Annotated in this window: 15 protein-coding genes; 8 read left to right on the top strand and 7 right to left on the bottom strand. The window is 72.4% G+C overall.

Features of this window, described 5'->3' with window-relative positions:
* Together N869_RS05755 and N869_RS05760 are read right to left on the bottom strand one after the other, a co-directional pair.
* On the bottom strand, positions 1-738 hold a 738-nt coding region (locus N869_RS05755; RefSeq protein ID WP_156968375.1), incomplete at its 3' end, for an ABC transporter permease.
* A 68-nt stretch (positions 739-806) separates the two neighbouring features.
* Complete coding sequence (locus N869_RS05760) at positions 807-1,892, bottom strand: extracellular solute-binding protein (protein ID WP_035059073.1); 1,086 nt, start codon at positions 1,890-1,892, stop codon at positions 807-809.
* 212 nt (positions 1,893-2,104) lie between these two features.
* Here N869_RS05760 and N869_RS05765 point away from each other — a divergent pair, with 212 nt between their 5' ends.
* From N869_RS05765 to N869_RS18725, 4 genes are all read left to right on the top strand, one after another.
* Entirely contained in the window at positions 2,105-4,210 is a 2,106-nt protein-coding gene (locus N869_RS05765; RefSeq protein WP_052105113.1) for a SpoIIE family protein phosphatase, read from the top strand.
* A gap of 81 nt (positions 4,211-4,291) precedes the next feature.
* A complete protein-coding gene (locus tag N869_RS05770; protein ID WP_035059097.1) occupies positions 4,292-4,744 on the top strand; it encodes an S-ribosylhomocysteine lyase in 453 nt (150 codons plus the stop codon).
* Positions 4,741-5,466, top strand: a complete 726-nt coding sequence (gene mtnN / locus N869_RS05775; protein ID WP_035059076.1) for a 5'-methylthioadenosine/S-adenosylhomocysteine nucleosidase — start codon at positions 4,741-4,743, stop codon at positions 5,464-5,466. Before N869_RS05770 ends, mtnN begins: the two co-directional genes overlap by 4 nt.
* 32 nt (positions 5,467-5,498) lie before the next feature.
* Entirely contained in the window at positions 5,499-5,627 is a 129-nt protein-coding gene (locus N869_RS18725; protein ID WP_269545863.1) for a hypothetical protein, read from the top strand.
* A 42-nt stretch (positions 5,628-5,669) separates the two neighbouring features.
* Here the strand turns inward: N869_RS18725 and N869_RS05780 are convergent, their stop codons facing one another.
* The 3 genes from N869_RS05780 to N869_RS05790 all read right to left on the bottom strand — a co-directional run bounded on the left by N869_RS05780 (position 5,670) and on the right by N869_RS05790 (position 8,903).
* Positions 5,670-6,461: a PP2C family protein-serine/threonine phosphatase gene (locus N869_RS05780; protein WP_035059078.1), complete on the bottom strand. Its 792-nt coding sequence runs from the start codon at positions 6,459-6,461 to the stop codon at positions 5,670-5,672.
* 64 nt (positions 6,462-6,525) lie between these two features.
* On the bottom strand, positions 6,526-7,488 hold the full coding sequence (locus N869_RS05785) for an alpha/beta hydrolase (protein WP_035059080.1): 963 nt from the start codon (positions 7,486-7,488) through the stop codon (positions 6,526-6,528).
* On the bottom strand, positions 7,485-8,903 hold the full coding sequence (locus N869_RS05790) for an MFS transporter (RefSeq protein ID WP_156968376.1): 1,419 nt from the start codon (positions 8,901-8,903) through the stop codon (positions 7,485-7,487). The genes N869_RS05785 and N869_RS05790 overlap by 4 nt, the downstream gene beginning before the upstream one ends.
* A 167-nt stretch (positions 8,904-9,070) precedes the next feature.
* Between N869_RS05790 and N869_RS05795 the strand changes: the two genes are divergently transcribed.
* Positions 9,071-9,784, top strand: a complete 714-nt coding sequence (locus N869_RS05795; protein ID WP_035059083.1) for a GIN domain-containing protein — start codon at positions 9,071-9,073, stop codon at positions 9,782-9,784.
* Positions 9,785-9,797: 13 nt separating this feature from the next.
* Here the strand turns inward: N869_RS05795 and N869_RS05800 are convergent, their stop codons facing one another.
* Together N869_RS05800 and N869_RS05805 are read right to left on the bottom strand one after the other, a co-directional pair.
* Positions 9,798-11,723, bottom strand: a complete 1,926-nt coding sequence (locus N869_RS05800; RefSeq protein WP_052105119.1) for an ABC transporter ATP-binding protein — start codon at positions 11,721-11,723, stop codon at positions 9,798-9,800.
* Between the two features lie 41 nt (positions 11,724-11,764).
* Positions 11,765-13,495, bottom strand: coding sequence for an ABC transporter ATP-binding protein (locus N869_RS05805; protein WP_035059086.1), 1,731 nt, complete (start codon positions 13,493-13,495; stop codon positions 11,765-11,767).
* A 187-nt stretch (positions 13,496-13,682) separates the two neighbouring features.
* Here N869_RS05805 and N869_RS05810 point away from each other — a divergent pair, with 187 nt between their 5' ends.
* The 3 genes from N869_RS05810 to N869_RS05820 form a co-directional block, all read left to right on the top strand.
* Complete coding sequence (locus N869_RS05810) at positions 13,683-16,382, top strand: sodium-translocating pyrophosphatase (RefSeq protein ID WP_052105115.1); 2,700 nt, start codon at positions 13,683-13,685, stop codon at positions 16,380-16,382.
* Positions 16,379-17,443 (top strand): glycosyltransferase family protein, encoded by a 1,065-nt coding sequence (locus tag N869_RS05815; protein WP_035059088.1) that lies wholly within the window; start codon positions 16,379-16,381, stop codon positions 17,441-17,443. The genes N869_RS05810 and N869_RS05815 overlap by 4 nt, the downstream gene beginning before the upstream one ends.
* A gap of 47 nt (positions 17,444-17,490) precedes the next feature.
* Positions 17,491-18,794: helicase-related protein (locus tag N869_RS05820; RefSeq protein WP_035059090.1), on the top strand; the 1,304-nt coding region annotated here is incomplete at its 3' end.

The following is an 18,794-nucleotide window of genomic DNA, read 5'->3' on the forward strand; positions in this document are numbered from 1 at the left end:
CGCGGCGCGACGGGCGACGCCGCCGCCCACCCGCGCCTGGCCGGCGCGGCCGCGTGAGCGTGCCTCGGCGACCGTGATGGCGATCGTGATGACCACGAGCAGCACCGACAGGACCGCGGCCGGGGTGCGGTCGAAGCTGGAACGGTAGGAGGCGTGGATCACCCGGGTGAACACGTCGTACCGCAGCAGTGACGGTGCCCCGAAGTCCGACAGCACGTAGAGGGCCACCAGCAGGCCGCCTGCGGTCGCCGCCGGGCGGATCTGCGGCACGGTGACCGACCAGAACGTCGCCCGTGCCGACCGCCCGAGGGACCGGGAGACCTCCTCGAGCGCCGGGTCGGCGCGGCGCAGGGCCGCCACCACCGGGAGGTAGACGTAGGGGTAGGTGCACGCGGTGAGCACGAGGTACGTGCCCCAGAACCCGGCGATGCCCGGGAACGCCGAGATCCACGCGTAGGCGGCCACGTAGCTGGGCATCGCCAGCGGCAGTGCGGCGAGCACGCCCATGGTCCGCCGCGCGGGCAGGTCCGTGCGGGACGTCAGCCACGCCAGGGCGGTCCCGATGAGCAGGCAGGTGGCTGTGACCGCCGCGACCAGCCCCAGGGACCTGGCGATCAGCCGCAGCGTCCGCTCCCGCAGCACGATCTCCAGGGCGTTGGCCAGCCCGCCCTCCCCGGCCCGTACCGCGAGGTAGGTCAGCGGCAGCACCGCCACGACCGCCGCGAGGACCGCGGGCACGACGAGGACGGCCGGGGGGCGCTCGTGGGAGCGGGCCGGCCGTCGGCTCGTCGTGGCTGCCGCGGTGCTCAGGTCAGGCCCACCTCGTCCAGCATCACCAGGGTCTGGTCGAGGGAGTCGAGGTCGTTGAGGTCGATCTGGTTCTCGGCCACGTCGGCGAGGTCGGGCAGGTCGAACGTGGTGGACGTCACGCCCTCCACCACGGGGTACTCGGCGGTGGTGTCGGCGAAGTACTGCTGGGTCTCGGCCGAGAGCAGGAACTCCAGTGCGGCGTGCGCGGCGGTGCGGTTGTCGGTCCCGGCCACGACGCCGGCGCCGGCGACGTTCACGAGGCTGCCCGGGTCGCCCGGCTCCAGGTAGTGGATCCGCGCCGAGACCGCGTCCTGGCCGAGCTCGGCGACCTTCTGGAAGTAGTAGTAGTGGTTGATCAGCCCGACGGCGACCTGGCCACCGTCCACGGCGTCCAGCACCGCGTTGTTGTTCTCGTACCCCTCCGGGGAGCTCGCGGCGAAGGCCTCGAGCCACTCCCGGGCGCCTTCCTCACCCCGTGCCACGCGCAGGCCGGTCACGAACGCGTGGAAGCTGGCGTTGGCGGGCGCGAACCCGACCTGGCCCTCGAGCCCGGGTGCCAGCACGTCGTCGATCGTGGTCAACGACTCCACGTCCGGGACCTGCTCGGGGTCGTAGGCCAGCACCCGGACCCGGCCGGAGGTGGCGACCCACCGGTCGCCACCGTCCCGGTACACCTCGGGCACGAGGTCGGTGACCGTCCGGTCCAGCTCGACGAGCATGTCGGCGCGGGCCAGCGCGCCCAGCGCACCGGCGTCCTGGCCGAAGAACAGGTCGGCGTCGGTGGCCGAGCCCTCCTCGAGCAGCTGGGCGGCGAGCTCGCTGGTGCCTGCGTACCGGACCTCCACAGGGATCCCGACCGCCGCCTCGAGCTCCTCCAGGACGGGGGCGACCAGGTTCTCGTTGCGCCCGGAGTAGATCACGAGGGTGTCGCCGTCGTCGGAGGTCCCGTCGCCGGCGGCGCCCTCGGTGGGCGTCGCGTCAGGGCCGGTGCCCTCGTCGGGGGTGTCGTCTGCACCGCAGGCGGTGAGGGTGGCCGCCAGGGACAGGGCGGCCAGTGAGGCGATGACGGACGTGCGGCGCACGAGGGCTCCTCAGAAGTGATGGGATGACAAGACGCGACACTAGACAGGTAAGCCTTACCTAGCAAGCTCTGTCCATCCTCTGATCGGGGAGTGTGACGTTCCTCGCGGTGCGCTGCGCAGCGGCCCGACCCGTTGGTGCACCGGGAGGAGTGTGCGAGAGTCGTCACGTCGGCCCGCGCGAGGGCTCCGGACGTGGGAGGTGCAGGATCGGCGTGACCGCAGGTGAGCCCCTCCAGGGCCTCGGGCCCCGGGACGGCGTACCCGGCACCCCGCTCCACCCGGACCTCGCCCTGACCGAGGTCCGGGCCCAGGTCGCGATGGAGGCGGCCGGCATCGGGGTCTTCGACTGGGACCTGGTCTCCGGTCGCCTGACCTGGGACGACCGGCTCCAGCGCATCTTCGGCTACCGGCCCGGCGAGTTCGACGAGACGATCGAGGCGTTCAACGCACGTCTGCACCCCGAGGACGCCACACGGGTGGCCGGCCTCCTCGCCGAGGCGCTGGACACCTGCGGGAGCTACGCGGCCGAGTACCGGGTGCTCCACCCCGATGGCGGTCTGCGCTGGGTGAGGGCGCACGGGCGCGCGCTCGCGGGGCCGCAGGGGGGCGCGGTGCGCCTGGTCGGAGCCGCGTACGACACCACCGCCCGACGGGACGAGGAGGCGCGCGTCGCGCGCGTGCTGGAGTCGATGCCCACCGCGTTCTTCTCCGTGGACCCGGCCTGGCGGTTCACCTACGTCAACGCCGAGGCCGAACGGGTGCTCGGGCAGACCCGGGAGGAGCTGCTGGGCCAGGACCTGTGGGAGAGGTTCCCCTTCGCGGTCGGAGGGACGTTCGAGGACCGTTACCGCACGTCGATGGACACCGGCGTCCCGGTCGCGTTCGAGGCCTACTACCCGGCACCGCTGGACCGTTGGTACGAGGTGCGGGCCTGGCCCGCGCCGGACGGGCTCTCGGTCTACTTCCACGACGTCACCCTGCGCAGGGCGGCCCAGGCGCAGGTCGAGCAGATGGCATCCCGTTCAGCGCTGGTGGCACGGGTCGCAGGAGAGCTCGCCGGCACCCTGGACGCAGAGGAGGCCGTGGCCCGCCTGGCCCGGATCGTGGTGCCCACGCTGGCCGAGTGGTGCATCGTCTCGCTGATCGACCAGGAACGTCCGGGGCCGGAGTGGCGCCGGCTGCGCGACATCGGTTCGTGGCACCAGGACCCGGGCATGCGTGCGCGGGTCGAGAGGTACGCGCAGGTGCGGCTCCCGTCCCTGTCCGGGGTGTCGTTCGTGGCGGAGGCGCTGCGCACCCGGGTGCCGGTCGTCAGCCCGTCCCGCACCACCGAGGCGATCGCCTCGCTGTTCGGCCCGGGTGAGGCGTACGACCTGATCCACGAGCTCGCCCCCGAGGAAGGTGTGGTCCTGCCGCTCGTCGCACAGGGTCGGGCCCTGGGGCTCCTGACCCTCTACGGCCCCGCCGGTCGTGGCGGTGTCACCGCCGACGGGGCGGCTGCGCTCGACACGGCGGCCGAGGTGGCTCACCGTGCGGCGATGGCCCTGGACCACGCCCGCCTGTTCGCCCAGCAGCAGAAGGTCGCCGAGGAGCTCCAGCGCTCGCTCCTGACCCGTCCGCCGCGGGGGGAGCGGCTGCGGATCGCGGTCCGCTACCAGCCGGCCGCTGAGGTCGCCCGGGTCGGCGGTGACTGGTACGACGCCTTCGAGCCTCGCCCGGGGGTGACCACCCTGGTCATCGGGGACGTGGTCGGGCACGACGTCGTCGCCGCCGCATCGATGGGTCAGGCCAGGTCGCTGCTGCGCGGTATCGCGGTCACCACCGGCTGCGGGCCCGCCGAGCTGCTCGAGCGGCTCGACACCGCCATGCACGTGCTCTCGACCGGTATGGCCGCGACCGCGCTGGTCGCCGAGCTCGTCCAGAGCCCGAGCCAGGAGGCCGACGGCTCGGCCCGGTTGACGTGGTCCAGCGCCGGGCACCTGCCGCCCTTCGCGCTCGGGCCGCGTGGCGAGGTGCGGGACCTGGGCGCGGGCCCCCACGGGCAGGTCGACAACGACCTGCTCCTGGGAATCGCCCCTGATCGGCGCCGGCGCGAGCACACCACCGACCTGCCGCCCGGGTGGACCCTGATCCTCTACACCGACGGCCTGGTCGAGCGGCGTGGCGAGGCCGTCCGGGACGGCGTCGCCCGGCTCCGCGCGGTGCTCGCCGAGATGGGTGGCGCGGACCCGGAGACCCTGTGCGACGCGCTGCTCGGCCGGATGCTGCCCACCGCGCCGGCCGACGACGTCGCCCTGGCGGCCGTCCAGGTCCGCTGACCACCCCCGGCCTGCGACCTCTGGCAGGCTGGGTCGCACCCCGACACGAATCCCGAGGACCACCCCGTGAACCAGCCACGCATGAACGTCGAGTCGTTCAACCTCGACCACCGCACCGTGACCCCGCCGTACGTGCGCCTCGCCGACACCAAGACGCTGCCCGGCGGTGACGTCGTCACCAAGTTCGACCTGCGGTTCGTCCAGCCCAACCGGGCGCACCTGGAGATGGCGACGGTGCACTCCTTGGAGCACCTGTTCGCCGAGCACTCCCGCAACCACTCCGACCGGGTGCTGGACTTCTCGCCCATGGGCTGCCAGACCGGCTTCTACCTCATGCTGGAGGGGCGCTGGGAGCTGCCCGACGTCCTGGACCTGGTCGCCGGGACCCTCCAGGACGTCCTGGGGGCCACCGAGGTACCTGCCGCCAACGAGGTGCAGTGCGGGTGGGGCGCCAACCACACCCTGGAGGGGGCCAAGGACGCCGCGCGGGAGTTCTTGGCCGGGCGTGACGGGTGGGAGCAGGTCACCGCATGACCGCGGTGGACGCCGTCGTCCAGGTCGCGATGCCCGACGAGGCCCAGGCGTTCCTGGACCGCGCCGACGTGGTCGGCCCGGTGACCGCTGCCGGCACCGGCGATCGACGTCTGATCTCGGCGGTGGGCCGGACCGTCCTGCTGGTCCGTTCCGGCATCGGCCTGGTGAACGCGACCTGTGCCGCGACCGCGGCCCTGGCCACCACGTCCACCGGCGTCCTGGTCAGCGCCGGCAGTGCCGGTGGTCTGCACCCGGACGTCAGGGTGGGGCAGGTCGTGGTCGGCACCGCCCACACCTACCCGGGCGCCGACGCACGGGCCTTCGGGTACGTCCTGGGGCAGGTGCCCGGCATGCCGGCCGTCTACGGGCCGCACCCCGACCTCCTCGGGCTCCTCACCTCCGGCACCCCCGGCACCGTCGGCACCGTCGGCACCGTCGGTGGGGTCGAGGTACGCACCGGTCCCATGGTCTCGGGTGACATGTTCGTCACCGCCGACCTCGTGGACCACGTGCGGGCCGGGTTCCCCGACGCGCTGGCCACCGACATGGAGACAACCGCCCTGGCCCAGACCGCCCACCTGCACGGTGTGGGGTTCCTGGCGGTGCGCGGCATCTCCGACCTGTGCGGGCCGGCTGCCGACGCCGACTTCCTCACCCACGTCGACGACGCCGCCGACCGGTCCGCGACCGTCGTCCTCGACCTCCTGGCCCGCCTGCCCTGAGCGGCACCTGCCCCACCGGACCTTCACAGGACATGCGCCGAAGGTCCCGTCAAGGTCGCCGGCCGCACGCCGATCTGACTGGTATGACCACGACAGAGCTGGTGCTGGAGCACATCCCCGTCGAGACCGAGGACGCCGACCTCCCCGAGTTCTGGGACTGACGAGCGCGCGCACCACTTCCCGTCCTGCTGGCGTCCGTGGCCTCACTGCTGGGACGCAGCGGTGGCTGCGGCGCCGACCACCTCGCCCGGGCCTCCCGGTGCCGACACGACGGACACGACGTCGGCCACCGCGACGGTGACGTTGTCGCGTGACCCGCGCTCGAGGGCCGCGGCCACCAGCGCGTCGGCGGCACCCGCGGGGTCCGGCGTCCGGGCGAGGATCCCCAGCGCCACCTTGTCCTGCACGTAGTCGGTGAGCCCGTCCGAGGCGACCAACCACCGGTCACCGGCACGCAGCGGCACGGACAGCACCGTCAGGTCGTGGGCGTCACGGTCCGAGCCCGACAACGACCGGGTGATCACGTTGCGGTGCGGGTGGCCGTGGGCCTGGCCCTCGCTGATCGCACCGGAGTCCACCAGCTCCTGCACCAGGGAGTCGTCCCGGGTGACCCGCCTGCCCAGGCCTTCGCTCACCAGGTACGCCCGGGAGTCACCGATGTGCGCCACGAGTGCCTCGCCCTCGCTGCACACCACACCCGTGAACGTGGTGGACATGCCTCGCAGCGCGGGGTCCTGCGCGGCCTGGGACCCCATCCGGGCGTTCGCACGCGCCACGAGATCACGCAGGGACTCGGCGTCCAGGGACGTGACCTCGCGCCCCTGCAGGAGGGACCGGAGCACCTGGACGATGGTGGTCGAGGCCACGTCCCCACCGGCGTGACCGCCCACACCGTCGGCCACCAGCACCCATCTGTCCGCGCTCGCGGCCGAGTCCTGGTTGTCGGCCCGGTGGGGGCCGGTGACCGAACGGATCTGTGCGCTCAGGACCAGCACCGCCCCTCCTCTCCTCGCAGGGGACCATCGTGACGCACGTGGGTGACGTCCGCCGTGCGGGGCGTCAGCCCGGTCGGGTCGCGCGCGCCACCCGGTCGAGGAACCCGGTGACGGTCCGCAGGTACTCCTCGCGGGGGGCGTCGCCCGAGAGGCTGAGGTCGTGCACGCCTCCGTCGATGCGGCTCACCGTCACGTGGCGGCCCAGGCGCGGCGCCAGGCGCCACATGTGCCGCACGTCCAGGACGGTCTCCTGACGGTCGAGCCGCGGGTTGTCCGCGTTGCCCGGCCCGCTGCTGCCCGACGTGCACACCAGGACCGGGACCCGGATGTCCAGCCCGCGGGCGACCCGTGCCTGGGCGCGCCGCACCGCCAGCAACCAGCCCGCTCGCACGGGCACACCGGTGGGGGGCTTGAACGCCTGGTCGAACGCCCACCGGCCGCCCGCGTCCACGTGGAGCCGGGCCGAGTACGACGACGGCCGCCGTTCCACCACGCGTCGTGGACGCACCCGCCCGATCACTGCCAGCGCCGCGGCGGTGGTGAGGCGACGGTGCCAGGGCCCGTTGAGGTCCAGCCACGGGCTGTTGAGCACGACGGCGTCGACGGCGGTCGTGGACCGGCGCTCGTGCGCCCAGCAGGCGCCGACCAGTCCGCCGGTCGAGTGGCCGATCACGGCGAGCCGGTCGTGCCCCTGCCGGGCGAGGACGTCCGCGGCCATGTCGAGCTCGGTGTGGTACTCGCTGAGGTCGGTGGTCCAGTGGGGGAGCTGGCCGGGGCGCCGGGACCGGCCCGACCGGCGCAGGTCCAGGCCGTAGAGCGTCCAACCGGCGCGGGCGAGCGCGTCGGCGACGTGCGTGTGGAAGAAGTAGTCGTTGTACCCGTGGACGTGCAGGGCGGCGGGTCCACGGGTCGGTGCACCGGTCTGGCGGACGAGGGTCGCGACCAGCGGTCCGTCGACGTCGCGGCCCAGGGCCAGCGTCGTGTGCTCCCAGTCGGGGCCGAGCAGGTCGGGGTGCCAGGCGGTCATGGTGCGGGCTCGTCGCCGAGGGGCGCCCGCCGGGGGACGCGGATCGGCAGCAGCAGTCCCAGCCCGAGGCCCACGACCAGCACGATCCCCAGGATCCCCCAGTACTGGGCGCCCATCACGGCGATGAACGTCGAGAACGTCAGGGGGGTGAGGAAGCTGGCTGCGCGGCCGGTGGTGGCGTAGAGGCCGAACAGCTCGCTCTCCCGGCCGGGGGGGATCATGCGGCCCAGCAGGGAACGGCTCGCGGACTGGGCGGGCCCGACGAACAGGCACAGGCCCAACCCGAAGACCCAGAACATGGTCCTGGTGCCGTCGTGGAGCAAGAACAGTGCGATGCCGCAGGCGAGCAGGCCGACGAGGGAGAAGAGGATGACCCGTTTGGGGCCGATCCGGTCGTCCAGGAAGCCGCCGAGGAACGTGGCGGCGCCTGCGACCACGTTCGCGGCGATCGCGAAGACCACGACGTCCGCCGGTCCGAACCCGAAGGTGCCGCCCGCGATGACGGCGCCGAAGGTGAAGACCCCGGCGAGGCCGTCCCGGTACACGGCGCTGGCCAGCAGGAAGTGCAGGACCGCGCGCTCGCCGTGCCACAGGGCGCGCACGTCCCGGGCGAGCTGACGGTAGGACCCGAGGAACGTCAGGTGGGCGCGGGTGGGACTGCGGGGGGCCTCGGGGACGGCTAGGAGCACCGGGACGGAGAACAGGGCGAACCAGAGCGCCGCCACGAGGATCGCGGCTCGGATGTGGGTGTCGTCCTCGGCGGTCACCCCGAACCATCCGACGGTGGGGTTGAGGAACCCGACGAACAGGAGGAGCAGCAGGACGATGCCGCCGACGTACCCGGCACCCCAGCCGATCCCGCTGATGCGCCCCATGGTGGACCGGGTGGAGATCTGGTTGAGCATGGCGTTGTAGTGCACCGAGGCGAGCTCGAACGCCACGTTGGCCAGGGCGAGCAGGGTGATGCCGAGCAGGATGTTGAACGTCAGGGACTCCGGGTCGGGCCGGACCAGGGCCATGGCTGCGCTGAGGGCGACGGTGACGGCGGTGTGGACCGCGAGTCCGCGGCGCCGCCTGCCGGAGCCGTCGGCGCGTGCACCCAGGGCGGGGGCCAGCAGAGCGATCGCGAACCCGGCCAGCGCCAGGCCCCAGCCCAGCCAGGCGGTGTGCTGGGCCAGGGTCGAGGCCAGCTCGGCGGAGGCGGGTCCGGTGGTCCCCTCGGCCGTGGCGGCGGTCACGAGGTCGGGATCTGCGAACGACTCGCTGGTGATCCAGCGGGTGAACACGAATGTCGTGATCACGGCGTTGAACGCGGCCGAGCCCCAGTCCCACAGCGCCCATGACGTCACGCGCAGCCTGTGCCGGGTGACCGTGGGTGCCAGGTCGGTGCCGCTCGCGGACGTGTCGGGGGTCACATCACGCAGCGTAGGGCCGCGGGGTGGCCGGCGGCAGGCCGTGGCACCGCCCGGGGGTGACGTCTCAGGGTCCGGCTGGGGGATCACCCTGATGCGCGGGGTGCTCCACGGTGGGCAGGCTGGGGTGGTGCGGGCCGGTCCGCACCTCGAGCCGAACAGAGGTCGTCATGCGTTCACGCCCGGTCCTGACCGTGCTCGCCGCCACCGTCGGGGTCGTCGGTGTGGTGGTGGTGGTGGCCGGGTGCGCTGCCGACGTGGGGCCTCGAATGACGGAGCAGAGGGACACGCCCGACGCCCGGGCCGTGGAGCTCATGGGGTCTGGCAGCGTGCGCATCGAGCACGGCGAGGTGGCGTCGCTGTCGGTGACGGCCGGGGAGCGGGCCATGGCCCATCTGGTGGACGAGGTGCACGACGGGGTCCTGCGCCTGGGGGTGGCCCCGGGCCGGCACCGCGTGGGTCGGGTGGAGTGGACCGTCGTGCTGCCCGAGCTGCGTGCGGTGAGCGTGCGGGGGTCGGGGGACGTGCTCGCCCGGGGCGCCACGGGTGAACGGCTCACGGTCACGGTCATGGGCTCGGGGGACGTGCGGGTGGACGACGTGGACGTGCAGGACGTGAGCGTGGCGATCAGGGGCTCCGGTGACGTGGTGCTGGCCGGGGTGACGGACCGTCAGCAGGTCAGCATCGAGGGTTCGGGCGACTACCGGGGGGCCGACCTGTCGAGCGCCACGGCGGTGGTGACGGTGCGGGGGTCGGGGGACACGTGGGTGCACGTGGTCGACGAGCTGGAGGTGAGCGTGCGCGGCAGCGGCGACGTCACGCACACCGGCGGGGCGGCGGTCGTCCAGGACGTCGCGGGCTCGGGTGGTGTGCGGGGACGGTGAGCGGGCGTCCGTCTCAGTCGACGGGGTCGACCGCGGCGGCGAACTGGCTGGCGTGCAGCTCGGCGTAGGCGCCGCCGGCGCGCAGCAGCTCGGCGTGGCTGCCCTGCTCGACGATGGCCCCCCGGTCCATGACGAGGATGACGTCCGCGTCGCGGATCGTCGAGAGCCGGTGGGCGATCACGAACGAGGTGCGTCGCTGCCGCAGCGCCGCCATGGCCTGCTGGACCAGCACCTCGGTGCGGGTGTCGACCGAGGACGTGGCCTCGTCCAGGACGAGGATCGTGGGGTCGGCGAGGAACGCGCGGGCGATCGTGATGAGCTGCTTCTCGCCGGCGCTCAGGTTGCCGGCGTCCTCCTCCACGACGGTGTCGTACCCGTCGGGCAGGGTGCGGACGAACCTGTCCACGTGCGAGACACGTGCGGCCTCCACGACGTCGTCGAGGGTGGCGCCCTGACGCCCGTAGGCGATGTTCTCGGCGATGGTGCCGGTGAACAGCCAGGTGTCCTGCAGGACCATGCCGATGGAGCGCCGCAGGTCGCGGCGGTCCATCTGGGCGATGTCGACGCCGTCGAGGGTGATGCGGCCCCCGTCGAGCTCGTAGAACCGCATGAGGAGGTTCACCAGGGTCGTCTTGCCGGCTCCGGTGGGCCCCACGACCGCGACCGTTCGACCGGGTTCGGCGACCAGGTGCAACCCGTCGATGAGGGGTGTGTCGGGCCGGTACCGGAACCGCACGTCCTGGAACTCGACCCGACCCCGTAGGGGTGACGGGACGGGCGGGTCGGTGGGCTCGGGGGACATCTCGGGGCCGTCGAGCACCTCGAACACCCGCTCGGCGGACGCCACCCCGGACTGCAGCATGTTCATCATCGACGCGACCTGGGTCATCGGCTGGGTGAACTGCCTGGAGTACTGGATGAACGCCTGGACGTCGCCCAGGGAGATGGCCCCTGCGGCCACGCGCAGCCCACCGACCACGGCGATGGCCACGAAGTTGAGGTTGGAGATGAACATCATCGCGGGCTGGATCAGCCCGGAGATCACGTTGGCGCGGAACGTGGCCCGGTACAGGGCGTCATTCTCCTCCTGCATCACCCGGGCGGCGTGGGCCTGCCTGCCGAACACCTTGACCAGGGCGTGGCCGGTGTACATCTCTTCCACGTGCCCGTTGACGGTGCCGGTGCGGGCCCACTGCTCGACGAACTGGGGTTGGGCGCGCTTGGCGATGACGGCGGTGACGAGCGCGGCGACCGGGACCGTCACCACGGCGATGAGGGCCAGCAGCGGTGAGATCCACAGCATCATGGCGAGCACGCCGATGATGGTGAGGATCGCCTGGACCAGCTGCCCGAGGGTCTGCTGGAGGACCTGGGACAGGTTGTCGATGTCGTTGGACACCCGGGACAGCAGGTCGCCCCGGGACTGCCGGTCCACGTGCGCCAGGGGCAGGCGCCCGAGCTTGGCCTCGACCTGCTCGCGCAGCCGGTTGACGGTCCGTTGCACCAGGCCGGTGGTGACCAGTCCCTGCAGGTAGCCGAACGCCCACGCCCCCAGGTACAGGCCGAGCGCGACCAGGAGCACCTGGCCCAGGCGGGTGGTGTCCACGCCCTGCCCGGGGACGACGTCGGGCATGGCGGCGAGCATGTCCGCGAGCTCGGTGCGCCCCTGGTCCTGCAGGGCGTCCACGTGCTGGGTGCGGCTGAGCCCGGGGTCCAGGCCCTGGCCGACGGCCCCGGTGAAGATCACGTCCGTGGCACGGCCCAGCACCAGGGGGCCCAGGGCCGTGAGGCCGACGGTCAGGACCGTCAGCACCAGCCCACCGGCGACCGCGACCCGTTCCGGTGCCAGGGACCGCAGCAGGCGCCGTGCGGACCGGCCGAACTCCATGGGCTTGGCGCCGGGGGTCACGGCGTGCGGTCCACCTGACCGGGGGCCCATGGGCAGGGGGGCTGCGCGGCCGCCGGCGGGGCCTGCGGCGCTCACGGGGCGTCCTGCGCGTCGAGCTGGGAGGCGACGATCTCGCGATAGGTACTGCTGGTGGTGACCAGCTCCTGGTGGGTCCCGGACCCGACGACCCGCCCGTCGTCCAGGACGACGATCAGGTCCGCGTCCCGGATGGTGGCGACCCGCTGCGCGACGACCAGGACGGTCGCGTCCCGAACCCGGGGTGCCAGGGCGCGCCGCAGCGCCGCGTCGGTGGCGACGTCGAGCGCCGAGAAGCAGTCGTCGAACAGGTAGATGCGGGGCCTGCGGACCAGGGCGCGTGCGATGGCCAGGCGTTGGCGCTGCCCGCCGGAGACGTTGGTCCCGCCCTGAGTGATCTCGGCGTCCAGGCCGCCCATGTCCCGCACGAACTCCGCGGCCTGGGCCACCTCGAGGGCCTCCCACACCTCGGTGTCGGTGGCGTCCTGCTTGCCGAACCGCAGGTTGGTCCCGACGGTGCCCGAGAACAGGTAGGGCCGTTGGGGCACCAGCCCCACGGACCCCCACACCGTCTGCAGGTCGAGGTCACGCACGTCGACCCCGTCGAGGAGGACCGTGCCGTCGGTGACGTCGTGCAGGCGGGGAACGGTCTGCAGCAGCGTGGTCTTGCCGGCCCCGGTGGAGCCCACGACCGCGACGGTCTGCCCGGGTGCGGCGGTCAGGCTGACCCCCCGCAGCACGGGCTCCTCGGCGCCGGGGTACCGCAGGCCCACGTCCCGCAGCTCCAGGGCCCCGGTGAGCGGCACGTCGGTGACGGGGTGGGCGGGCGGGACGACGCTGCTGGTGAGGTCCAGGACCTCGGTGATGCGCTCGGACGCGACCTCGGCCCGGGGTACGAGCATGAACATCATCACCGCCATCATCACCGACACCAGGATCTGCATCAGGTAGCTGATGAACGCGATCATCGAGCCGACCTGGAGCTCGCCGGCGTCGATGCGCTGGCCCCCGAGCCAGACGACGGCCGCGGCCGAGAGGTTCATGACCAGGAACACGGTGGGGAAGATCAGGGCCATGACCCGGCCCACCGACAGCGACACCGTCATCAGGCGGTGGCTGGCGTCGTCGAAGCGGGCGCGCTCGTGCTCGTCGCGGACGAACGCCCGGACCACCCGCACACCGGCGATCTGCTCGCGCAGGATGCGGTTGAGGCCGTCCAGGCGGTCCTGCATGGTGCGGAACAGGGGCCGCAGGCGGATCACGGCGAGGGCGAGGACCGCGCCGAGCAGGGGGACGACCACGACGAGAAGGCGCGACAGGTACAGGTCCTCGCGCAGCGCCATGACCACCCCACCGGCCATCACGACCGGTGCGGCGAGCATCACCGCCAGCACCATGAACAGCACGAGCTGGACCTGCTGCACGTCGTTGGTGGTGCGGGTGATCAGGGACGGCGGTCCGATCTGCCCGACCTCACGCGCGGAGTAGGACTGCACGTGGTCGAACACCCGCCCGCGCAGGTCCCGGCCCACCGACATGGCCGCGTGCGCGCCCACGACGACGGCCCCGACCGCGCACACCACCTGCACGGCGGTGATCGCGAGCATCACCCCGCCCATCTGCAGGACGGTGGTGGTGTCGCCCTGGGTGACGCCGTCGTCGATGAGTCGGGCGTTGACCGCGGGCAGGTACAGGTTCGCCATCGCCTGGAGCACCTGGAGGACGGCGACGAGCGCGACGTAGCGCCGGTAGGGGCGCAGGTGCTCCCGCAGGAGGCGGATCAGCACCTGGGCTCCGGGGCCGGGCGGCGGGGCGGTGGCGTGCGCACCTCAGCACACTAGCCCCGGGGGGTGACGAGGGCTGATTCACCCGCGCGGGGGCGGATCTGAGCCGAAGGTCACAGGTGGCACCGGGGTGGGCGGGCCTAGCGTGCCAGGGGAGAGCAACGTCGCCTCATCACCCTCGGGGGTTCTCATGAGCCATGTACCGGGACACGCCGTCATCGACGGGTCCGCAGCCGCGCGCAGCACCGGCGAGCCGAGGGCGGGTCTCCGCCCGCCGGGCCGGGGTCGATGGCGCCGGCCCGTGGGAGCCGTGGGGCTCGCCGCTCTCGCCGGGGTGCTCGCGGGGTGCGGATCCCAGACGGGGACCACGCACACCGAGGGTGAGGCCGTGCACGCCGGCGAGGTCAACCTGGTCCTTCCCGACCTGAGCACGGTGCAGGTCCTGGGTGGTGGCTCGGGACGGGCCCTGCTGCTGGTCGGTCTGGTGGTGTGCTTCCTGGGGCTGGGGTTCGGTCTGGTGGCGTTCCTGGAGCTGCGGCGCATGCCGGTGCACCCGTCCATGCGCCAGGTCTCGGAGCTGATCTACACCACCTGCAAGGCGTACCTGGTCAAGCAGGGCAGGTTCCTGCTGGTCCTGTGGGGCTTCATCGCCGCGGTGATCGTCCTGTACTACGGGGTGCTCATCGACCTGGAGTGGGGACGGGTCGCGATCGTCATCGCCTTCAGCCTGATCGGCATGGCGGGCTCGTACTCGGTGGCGTGGTTCGGCATCCGGGTCAACACGTTCGCGAACTCGCGGACGGCGTTCGCGTCGCTGGCGGGAAAGCCGCTGCCGGTGCACCGGATCCCGCTCAAGGCGGGCATGTCGATCGGGATGGTCCTCATCAGCCTCGAGCTGTTGATCATGCTGGTGATCCTGCTGTTCCTCCCCGCCGACATCGCGGGGGCGTGCTTCATCGGCTTCGCGATCGGTGAGTCGCTCGGTGCGGCGGCGCTGCGGATCGCGGGCGGGATCTTCACCAAGATCGCCGACATCGGATCGGACCTGATGAAGATCGCGTTCAAGATCAAGGAGGACGACGCCCGCAACCCGGGCGTGATCGCCGACTGCGTGGGCGACAACGCCGGGGACTCGGTCGGCCCGAGCGCTGACGGGTTCGAGACCTACGGCGTCACGGGTGTGGCGCTGGTGACGTTCATCCTGCTGGGAGTGCAGGACCCCGCGGTCCAGGCCGGTCTGCTGGTGTGGTTGTTCGTGGTGCGCTCGGTCATGGTGGTGACCTCCGGCGCCGCCTACCTGGTCAACGACGCGTGGACCCGGGCCCGGTACGCGCGGGCCGAGCGGATGGACTTCGAGGCGCCCCTCACGTCGCTGGTGTGGGTGACGTCGCTGACGTCGATCGCGGCGACGTACGCGGCCACGTGGGCGGTGCTGGGGCCCTCGCTGGACGACGGGCTGTGGTGGAAGCTCGCGACGATCATCTCGTGCGGGACGCTGGCCGGTGCGCTGATCCCGGAGCTGGTGAAGATCTTCACCTCGACCGGGTCCAAGCACGTGCGCGAGGTCGTGAAGAGCTCGCGCGAGGGTGGCCCGTCGTTGAACATCCTCTCGGGCCTGGTCGCGGGCAACTTCTCGGCCTACTGGCTGGGTGTGGCGATCATCGGGCTGATGAGCGGTGCGTTCCTGATGAGCGAGCTGGGGCTGGACGCGGTGATGGTGGCCCCTGCGGTGTTCGCCTTCGGGCTGGTGGCCTTCGGGTTCTTGTCGATGGGACCGGTGACGATCGCCGTGGACTCCTACGGTCCGGTCACCGACAACGCCCAGAGCGTCTACGAGCTGTCGGTCATCGAGGAGATCGAGGACGTCGACGCCCAGATCCGCGAGGAGCACGGGTTCGACGTCCAGTGGGACGTCGCCAAGCGGATGCTGGAGGAGAACGACGGCGCGGGCAACACGTTCAAGGCCACGGCCAAGCCGGTGCTGATCGGTACCGCGGTCGTCGGGGCCACGACCATGATCTTCTCCATCATCATGGCTCTGACCGACGGTCTGACCACCGGGATGGAGTACCTGTCGCTGCTGCACGCGCCGCTGCTGCTGGGGCTGATCACCGGTGGGGCGATCATCTTCTGGTTCACGGGTGCCTCGATCCAGGCCGTGACGACGGGGGCCTACCGGGCGGTGGAGTTCATCCGCACGACCATCCGGCTGGACGGGGCCAAGGCCTCTGAGGCGGACTCGCGCAAGGTGGTGGAGATCTGCACCCAGTACGCCCAGCAGGGCATGCTCAACATGTTCCTGGGGGTGTTCTTCGCGACGTTGGCGTTCGCGTTCGTGGAGCCGTACTTCTTCATCGGGTTCCTCATCTCGATCGCGGTGTTCGGGCTGTACCAGGCGATCTTCATGGCCAACGCCGGCGGGGCGTGGGACAACGCGAAGAAGATCGTCGAGATCGACCTGCACGCCAAGGGCACCCCGCTGCACGACGCGACGATCGTGGGTGACACGGTGGGTGACCCGTACAAGGACACGTCCTCGGTGGCGCTCAACCCGGTGATCAAGTTCACGACCCTGTTCGGGTTGCTCGCGGTCGAGCTCGCGGTGAGCATGACCGCGCAGGGCCAGGCGACGTTGGTGCGGGTCCTGGCCGCGGTGTTCTTCGTGGCGTCGCTGTTCTTCGTCTACCGGTCCTTCTACGGCATGCGGATCACCACGTCGCTGACCGACGACGGCGACGGGGCGGTGGCGCTGACCGCGCCGGACGACGTCAGCGACGGTCTGGCTCCGCCTGCCGCGGAGGGCGCGGCTCCCGCCGGGGTCGAGGCCGAGGACCCGCAGCCCGACGACGCCGACGAGCTGGCCGGTGCAGGGAGCGGTGAACCGAGATGACCGTGGCGGTGCGGTACGACGAGGCCCTGGTGGGCCCCGACGGCCGCGTCGCCGGGCGGGATGCGGGTTCCACCCTGGTCCGCCGCCTGCTGCGCGTGTTCCCCGGGTCCTTCCTCGTGGGCCCGGGGCCACGGCGGTACCCGGGGGGTCTGGAGGTGCTGCCGCTGGAGTTCGTGGACGCCGCGTCGACGGTGGTCGTCAACATGGACGTGGTCGACTCGGTGAGCGTGTGGCAGACGCTGCACGCCCACTGCGCGGAGCCGAAGGTCATGAACTTCGTGTGGTGGAGCACGTCCCAGATGGAGCACCCGGTGCAGCGGGCGGCGCTGGGCCTGTCGTGCGCGCTGTTCCCGACGTTCGCGAACTCCCAGCGGACCGCCAGCGAGGTGCGTGAGGTGGTGACGGCGTGGGCGGTGCCGCCCTTGGCGGAGAAGGCCAGGGTGGCGTGGGTGAACCTGGGGGTGCGGCTGGAGCACGTGCAACCCAGGGTCCGTACCGACGTCCCGGTGGTGCTCTACCCGGCGATCTACCTCTCGGCACGCAAGCGGCCGGAGCTGTTCGTCGACGTGGTCGAGCGGGTCGCGCGCCGCACGCCCATCCGGGTGGAGGCCCGCTTGCACGAGTCCCACCTGGTGAGCGAGGAGGCGATGCGGCTGTCGAGCCGGGAGTGGGCCTGGGTGGGGCCGTTGACGGCCTCGCGGGAGGACTACTGGCACGCGTTGGCGCGCACCACGGCCTTCCTGGCCACGGCGTCCGAGGAGTCGTACGGGTTGTCGTACGTGGAGGCGTTGATGGCCGGTGCCATCGGTGTGTTCCCCGACCGGCCCTGGGTGCACGCGTTGGTTCCCGCAGGCTACCCGTGGGTGTACCGGGACGGTCACGAGGCCGAGGAGATGCTCCTGCGGGCGGTCACCGACCCCGAGGGGTGCCGGCGGCAGCTGGACGCGACGGTCCCGGGGGAGTTCACCGGGTGGTGGGCGGCGCGGCACGACGACGGCCGGTTCGACGAGGCGATCATGGCTCGTGCGGCGGAGTGGTTCGGGGCGGACGCGGTGCGCTGAACGGCCGGAGCGGGCACGTGCCTCCTCGCACGGGGCAGACTGCACAGGTGGTCGACCCCTTCGAGAAGCTCCTCTCCCGACCGCCGGACCTGCCGGTGGTGGGCGCCCTGGACCAGGTGCTGCGCGCGGCCACCACCCACGGTGCGGTGGTGGTGGACGCGCCGCCCGGTACGGGCAAGACGACGCTGGTGCCCCCGGCCCTGGCGGCGACCCTGGAGGGCGTGGTCGTGGTGACCCAGCCCCGTCGGGTGGCGGCGCGTGCCGCGGCCCGGCGCCTTGCCGCCCTCCTGGGCGAGCCGGTCGGAGGGTCGGTCGGGTTCACGGTCCGCGGGGAGAGCCGGAGGTCGGCGCGCACCCGGGTCGAGGTCGTGACGACCGGTGTGCTGGTACGGCGGCTGCAGCGCGACCCCGAGCTGCCGGGTGTCGCGGCCGTGGTCCTGGACGAGGTGCACGAGCGTCACCTCGAGCAGGATCTCGCCACCGCGCTGGTGCGGGACGTCCGGGCGCACCTGCGCCCCGACGTGGTGGTGGTGGCGATGTCGGCGACGTCCCAGGTCGACGCGACGGCCGGGGTGATCGGACTCGAGGAGCCGGCACCGGTCGTCCGGGTGCAGGCTCGTCCTCATCCCCTGGAGGTCCGGTGGTGCCCGCCGCCCTCCGGTGTGGTCGCGTCGGACGGGCGGTCGGGGGCGTTCCTGGACCACGTGGTGGGGGTGGCGCGGGCTGCGCTGACCGGCGAGCAGGGCGACGTGCTGGTGTTCGTGCCCGGTGCACGGGAGGTGGACCACGTGGTCCGGCGCCTGCGAGGGGGCGAGGTGGACGTCCTGCCGCTGCACGGTCGGCTCGACGCCGCGGCCCAGGACCGGGCCCTGGCTCCCGGTGCGCGGCGCAGGGTGGTGGTGGCGACCACGGTGGCGGAGTCCTCGTTGACCGTCCCGGGTGTGCGTGTGGTGGTGGACTCGGGGCTGGCACGTGAACCCCGCACGGACCATCGCCGTGGCCTGCAGGGGCTGGTCACGGTCTCGGTCAGTCGTGCGGGTGCCGAGCAGCGCGCGGGCCGGGCCGCCCGGCTGGGACCGGGAACGGTGTACCGGTGCTGGTCCCAGGTCGACCACGCGCGGCTGCCCGAGCAGCCCTCACCCCAGGTCTCGACCGCCGATCTGACCGGTGTGCTGCTGGAGCTCGCGGCGTGGGGTGCGCCTCGGGGTCGGGGTCTGCGTCTGCCCGGCCCGTTGCCCGACGCGGCGGTCGAGGTCGCCGAGCGGACGTTGAGGGGGATCGGGGCCGTCGACGCCGCGGGTGCGATCACCCCGCGCGGCCGACGGGTCCTGGCGCTGGGCCTGGACCCGCG

Origin of the sequence: Cellulomonas bogoriensis 69B4 = DSM 16987 (genome assembly GCF_000767165.1) — a bacterium.
Taxonomy (GTDB): domain Bacteria; phylum Actinomycetota; class Actinomycetes; order Actinomycetales; family Cellulomonadaceae; genus Actinotalea; species Actinotalea bogoriensis.

What these genes read in the sequence shown, in the direction of transcription:
- N869_RS18725 (WP_269545863.1), top strand. Translation starts at nt 5,499, where the DNA reads ATGCGCCGAAGGTCCCGTCAAGGTCGCCGGCCGCACGCCGATCTGACT.
- N869_RS05795 (WP_035059083.1), top strand. Translation starts at nt 9,071, where the DNA reads ATGCGTTCACGCCCGGTCCTGACCGTGCTCGCCGCCACCGTCGGGGTC.
- N869_RS05785 (WP_035059080.1), bottom strand. Translation starts at nt 7,488, where the DNA reads ATGACCGCCTGGCACCCCGACCTGCTCGGCCCCGACTGGGAGCACACG.
- N869_RS05815 (WP_035059088.1), top strand. Translation starts at nt 16,379, where the DNA reads ATGACCGTGGCGGTGCGGTACGACGAGGCCCTGGTGGGCCCCGACGGC.
- N869_RS05810 (WP_052105115.1), top strand. Translation starts at nt 13,683, where the DNA reads ATGAGCCATGTACCGGGACACGCCGTCATCGACGGGTCCGCAGCCGCG.
- N869_RS05800 (WP_052105119.1), bottom strand. Translation starts at nt 11,723, where the DNA reads ATGGGCCCCCGGTCAGGTGGACCGCACGCCGTGACCCCCGGCGCCAAG.
- mtnN (WP_035059076.1), top strand. Translation starts at nt 4,741, where the DNA reads ATGACCGCGGTGGACGCCGTCGTCCAGGTCGCGATGCCCGACGAGGCC.
- N869_RS05770 (WP_035059097.1), top strand. Translation starts at nt 4,292, where the DNA reads ATGAACGTCGAGTCGTTCAACCTCGACCACCGCACCGTGACCCCGCCG.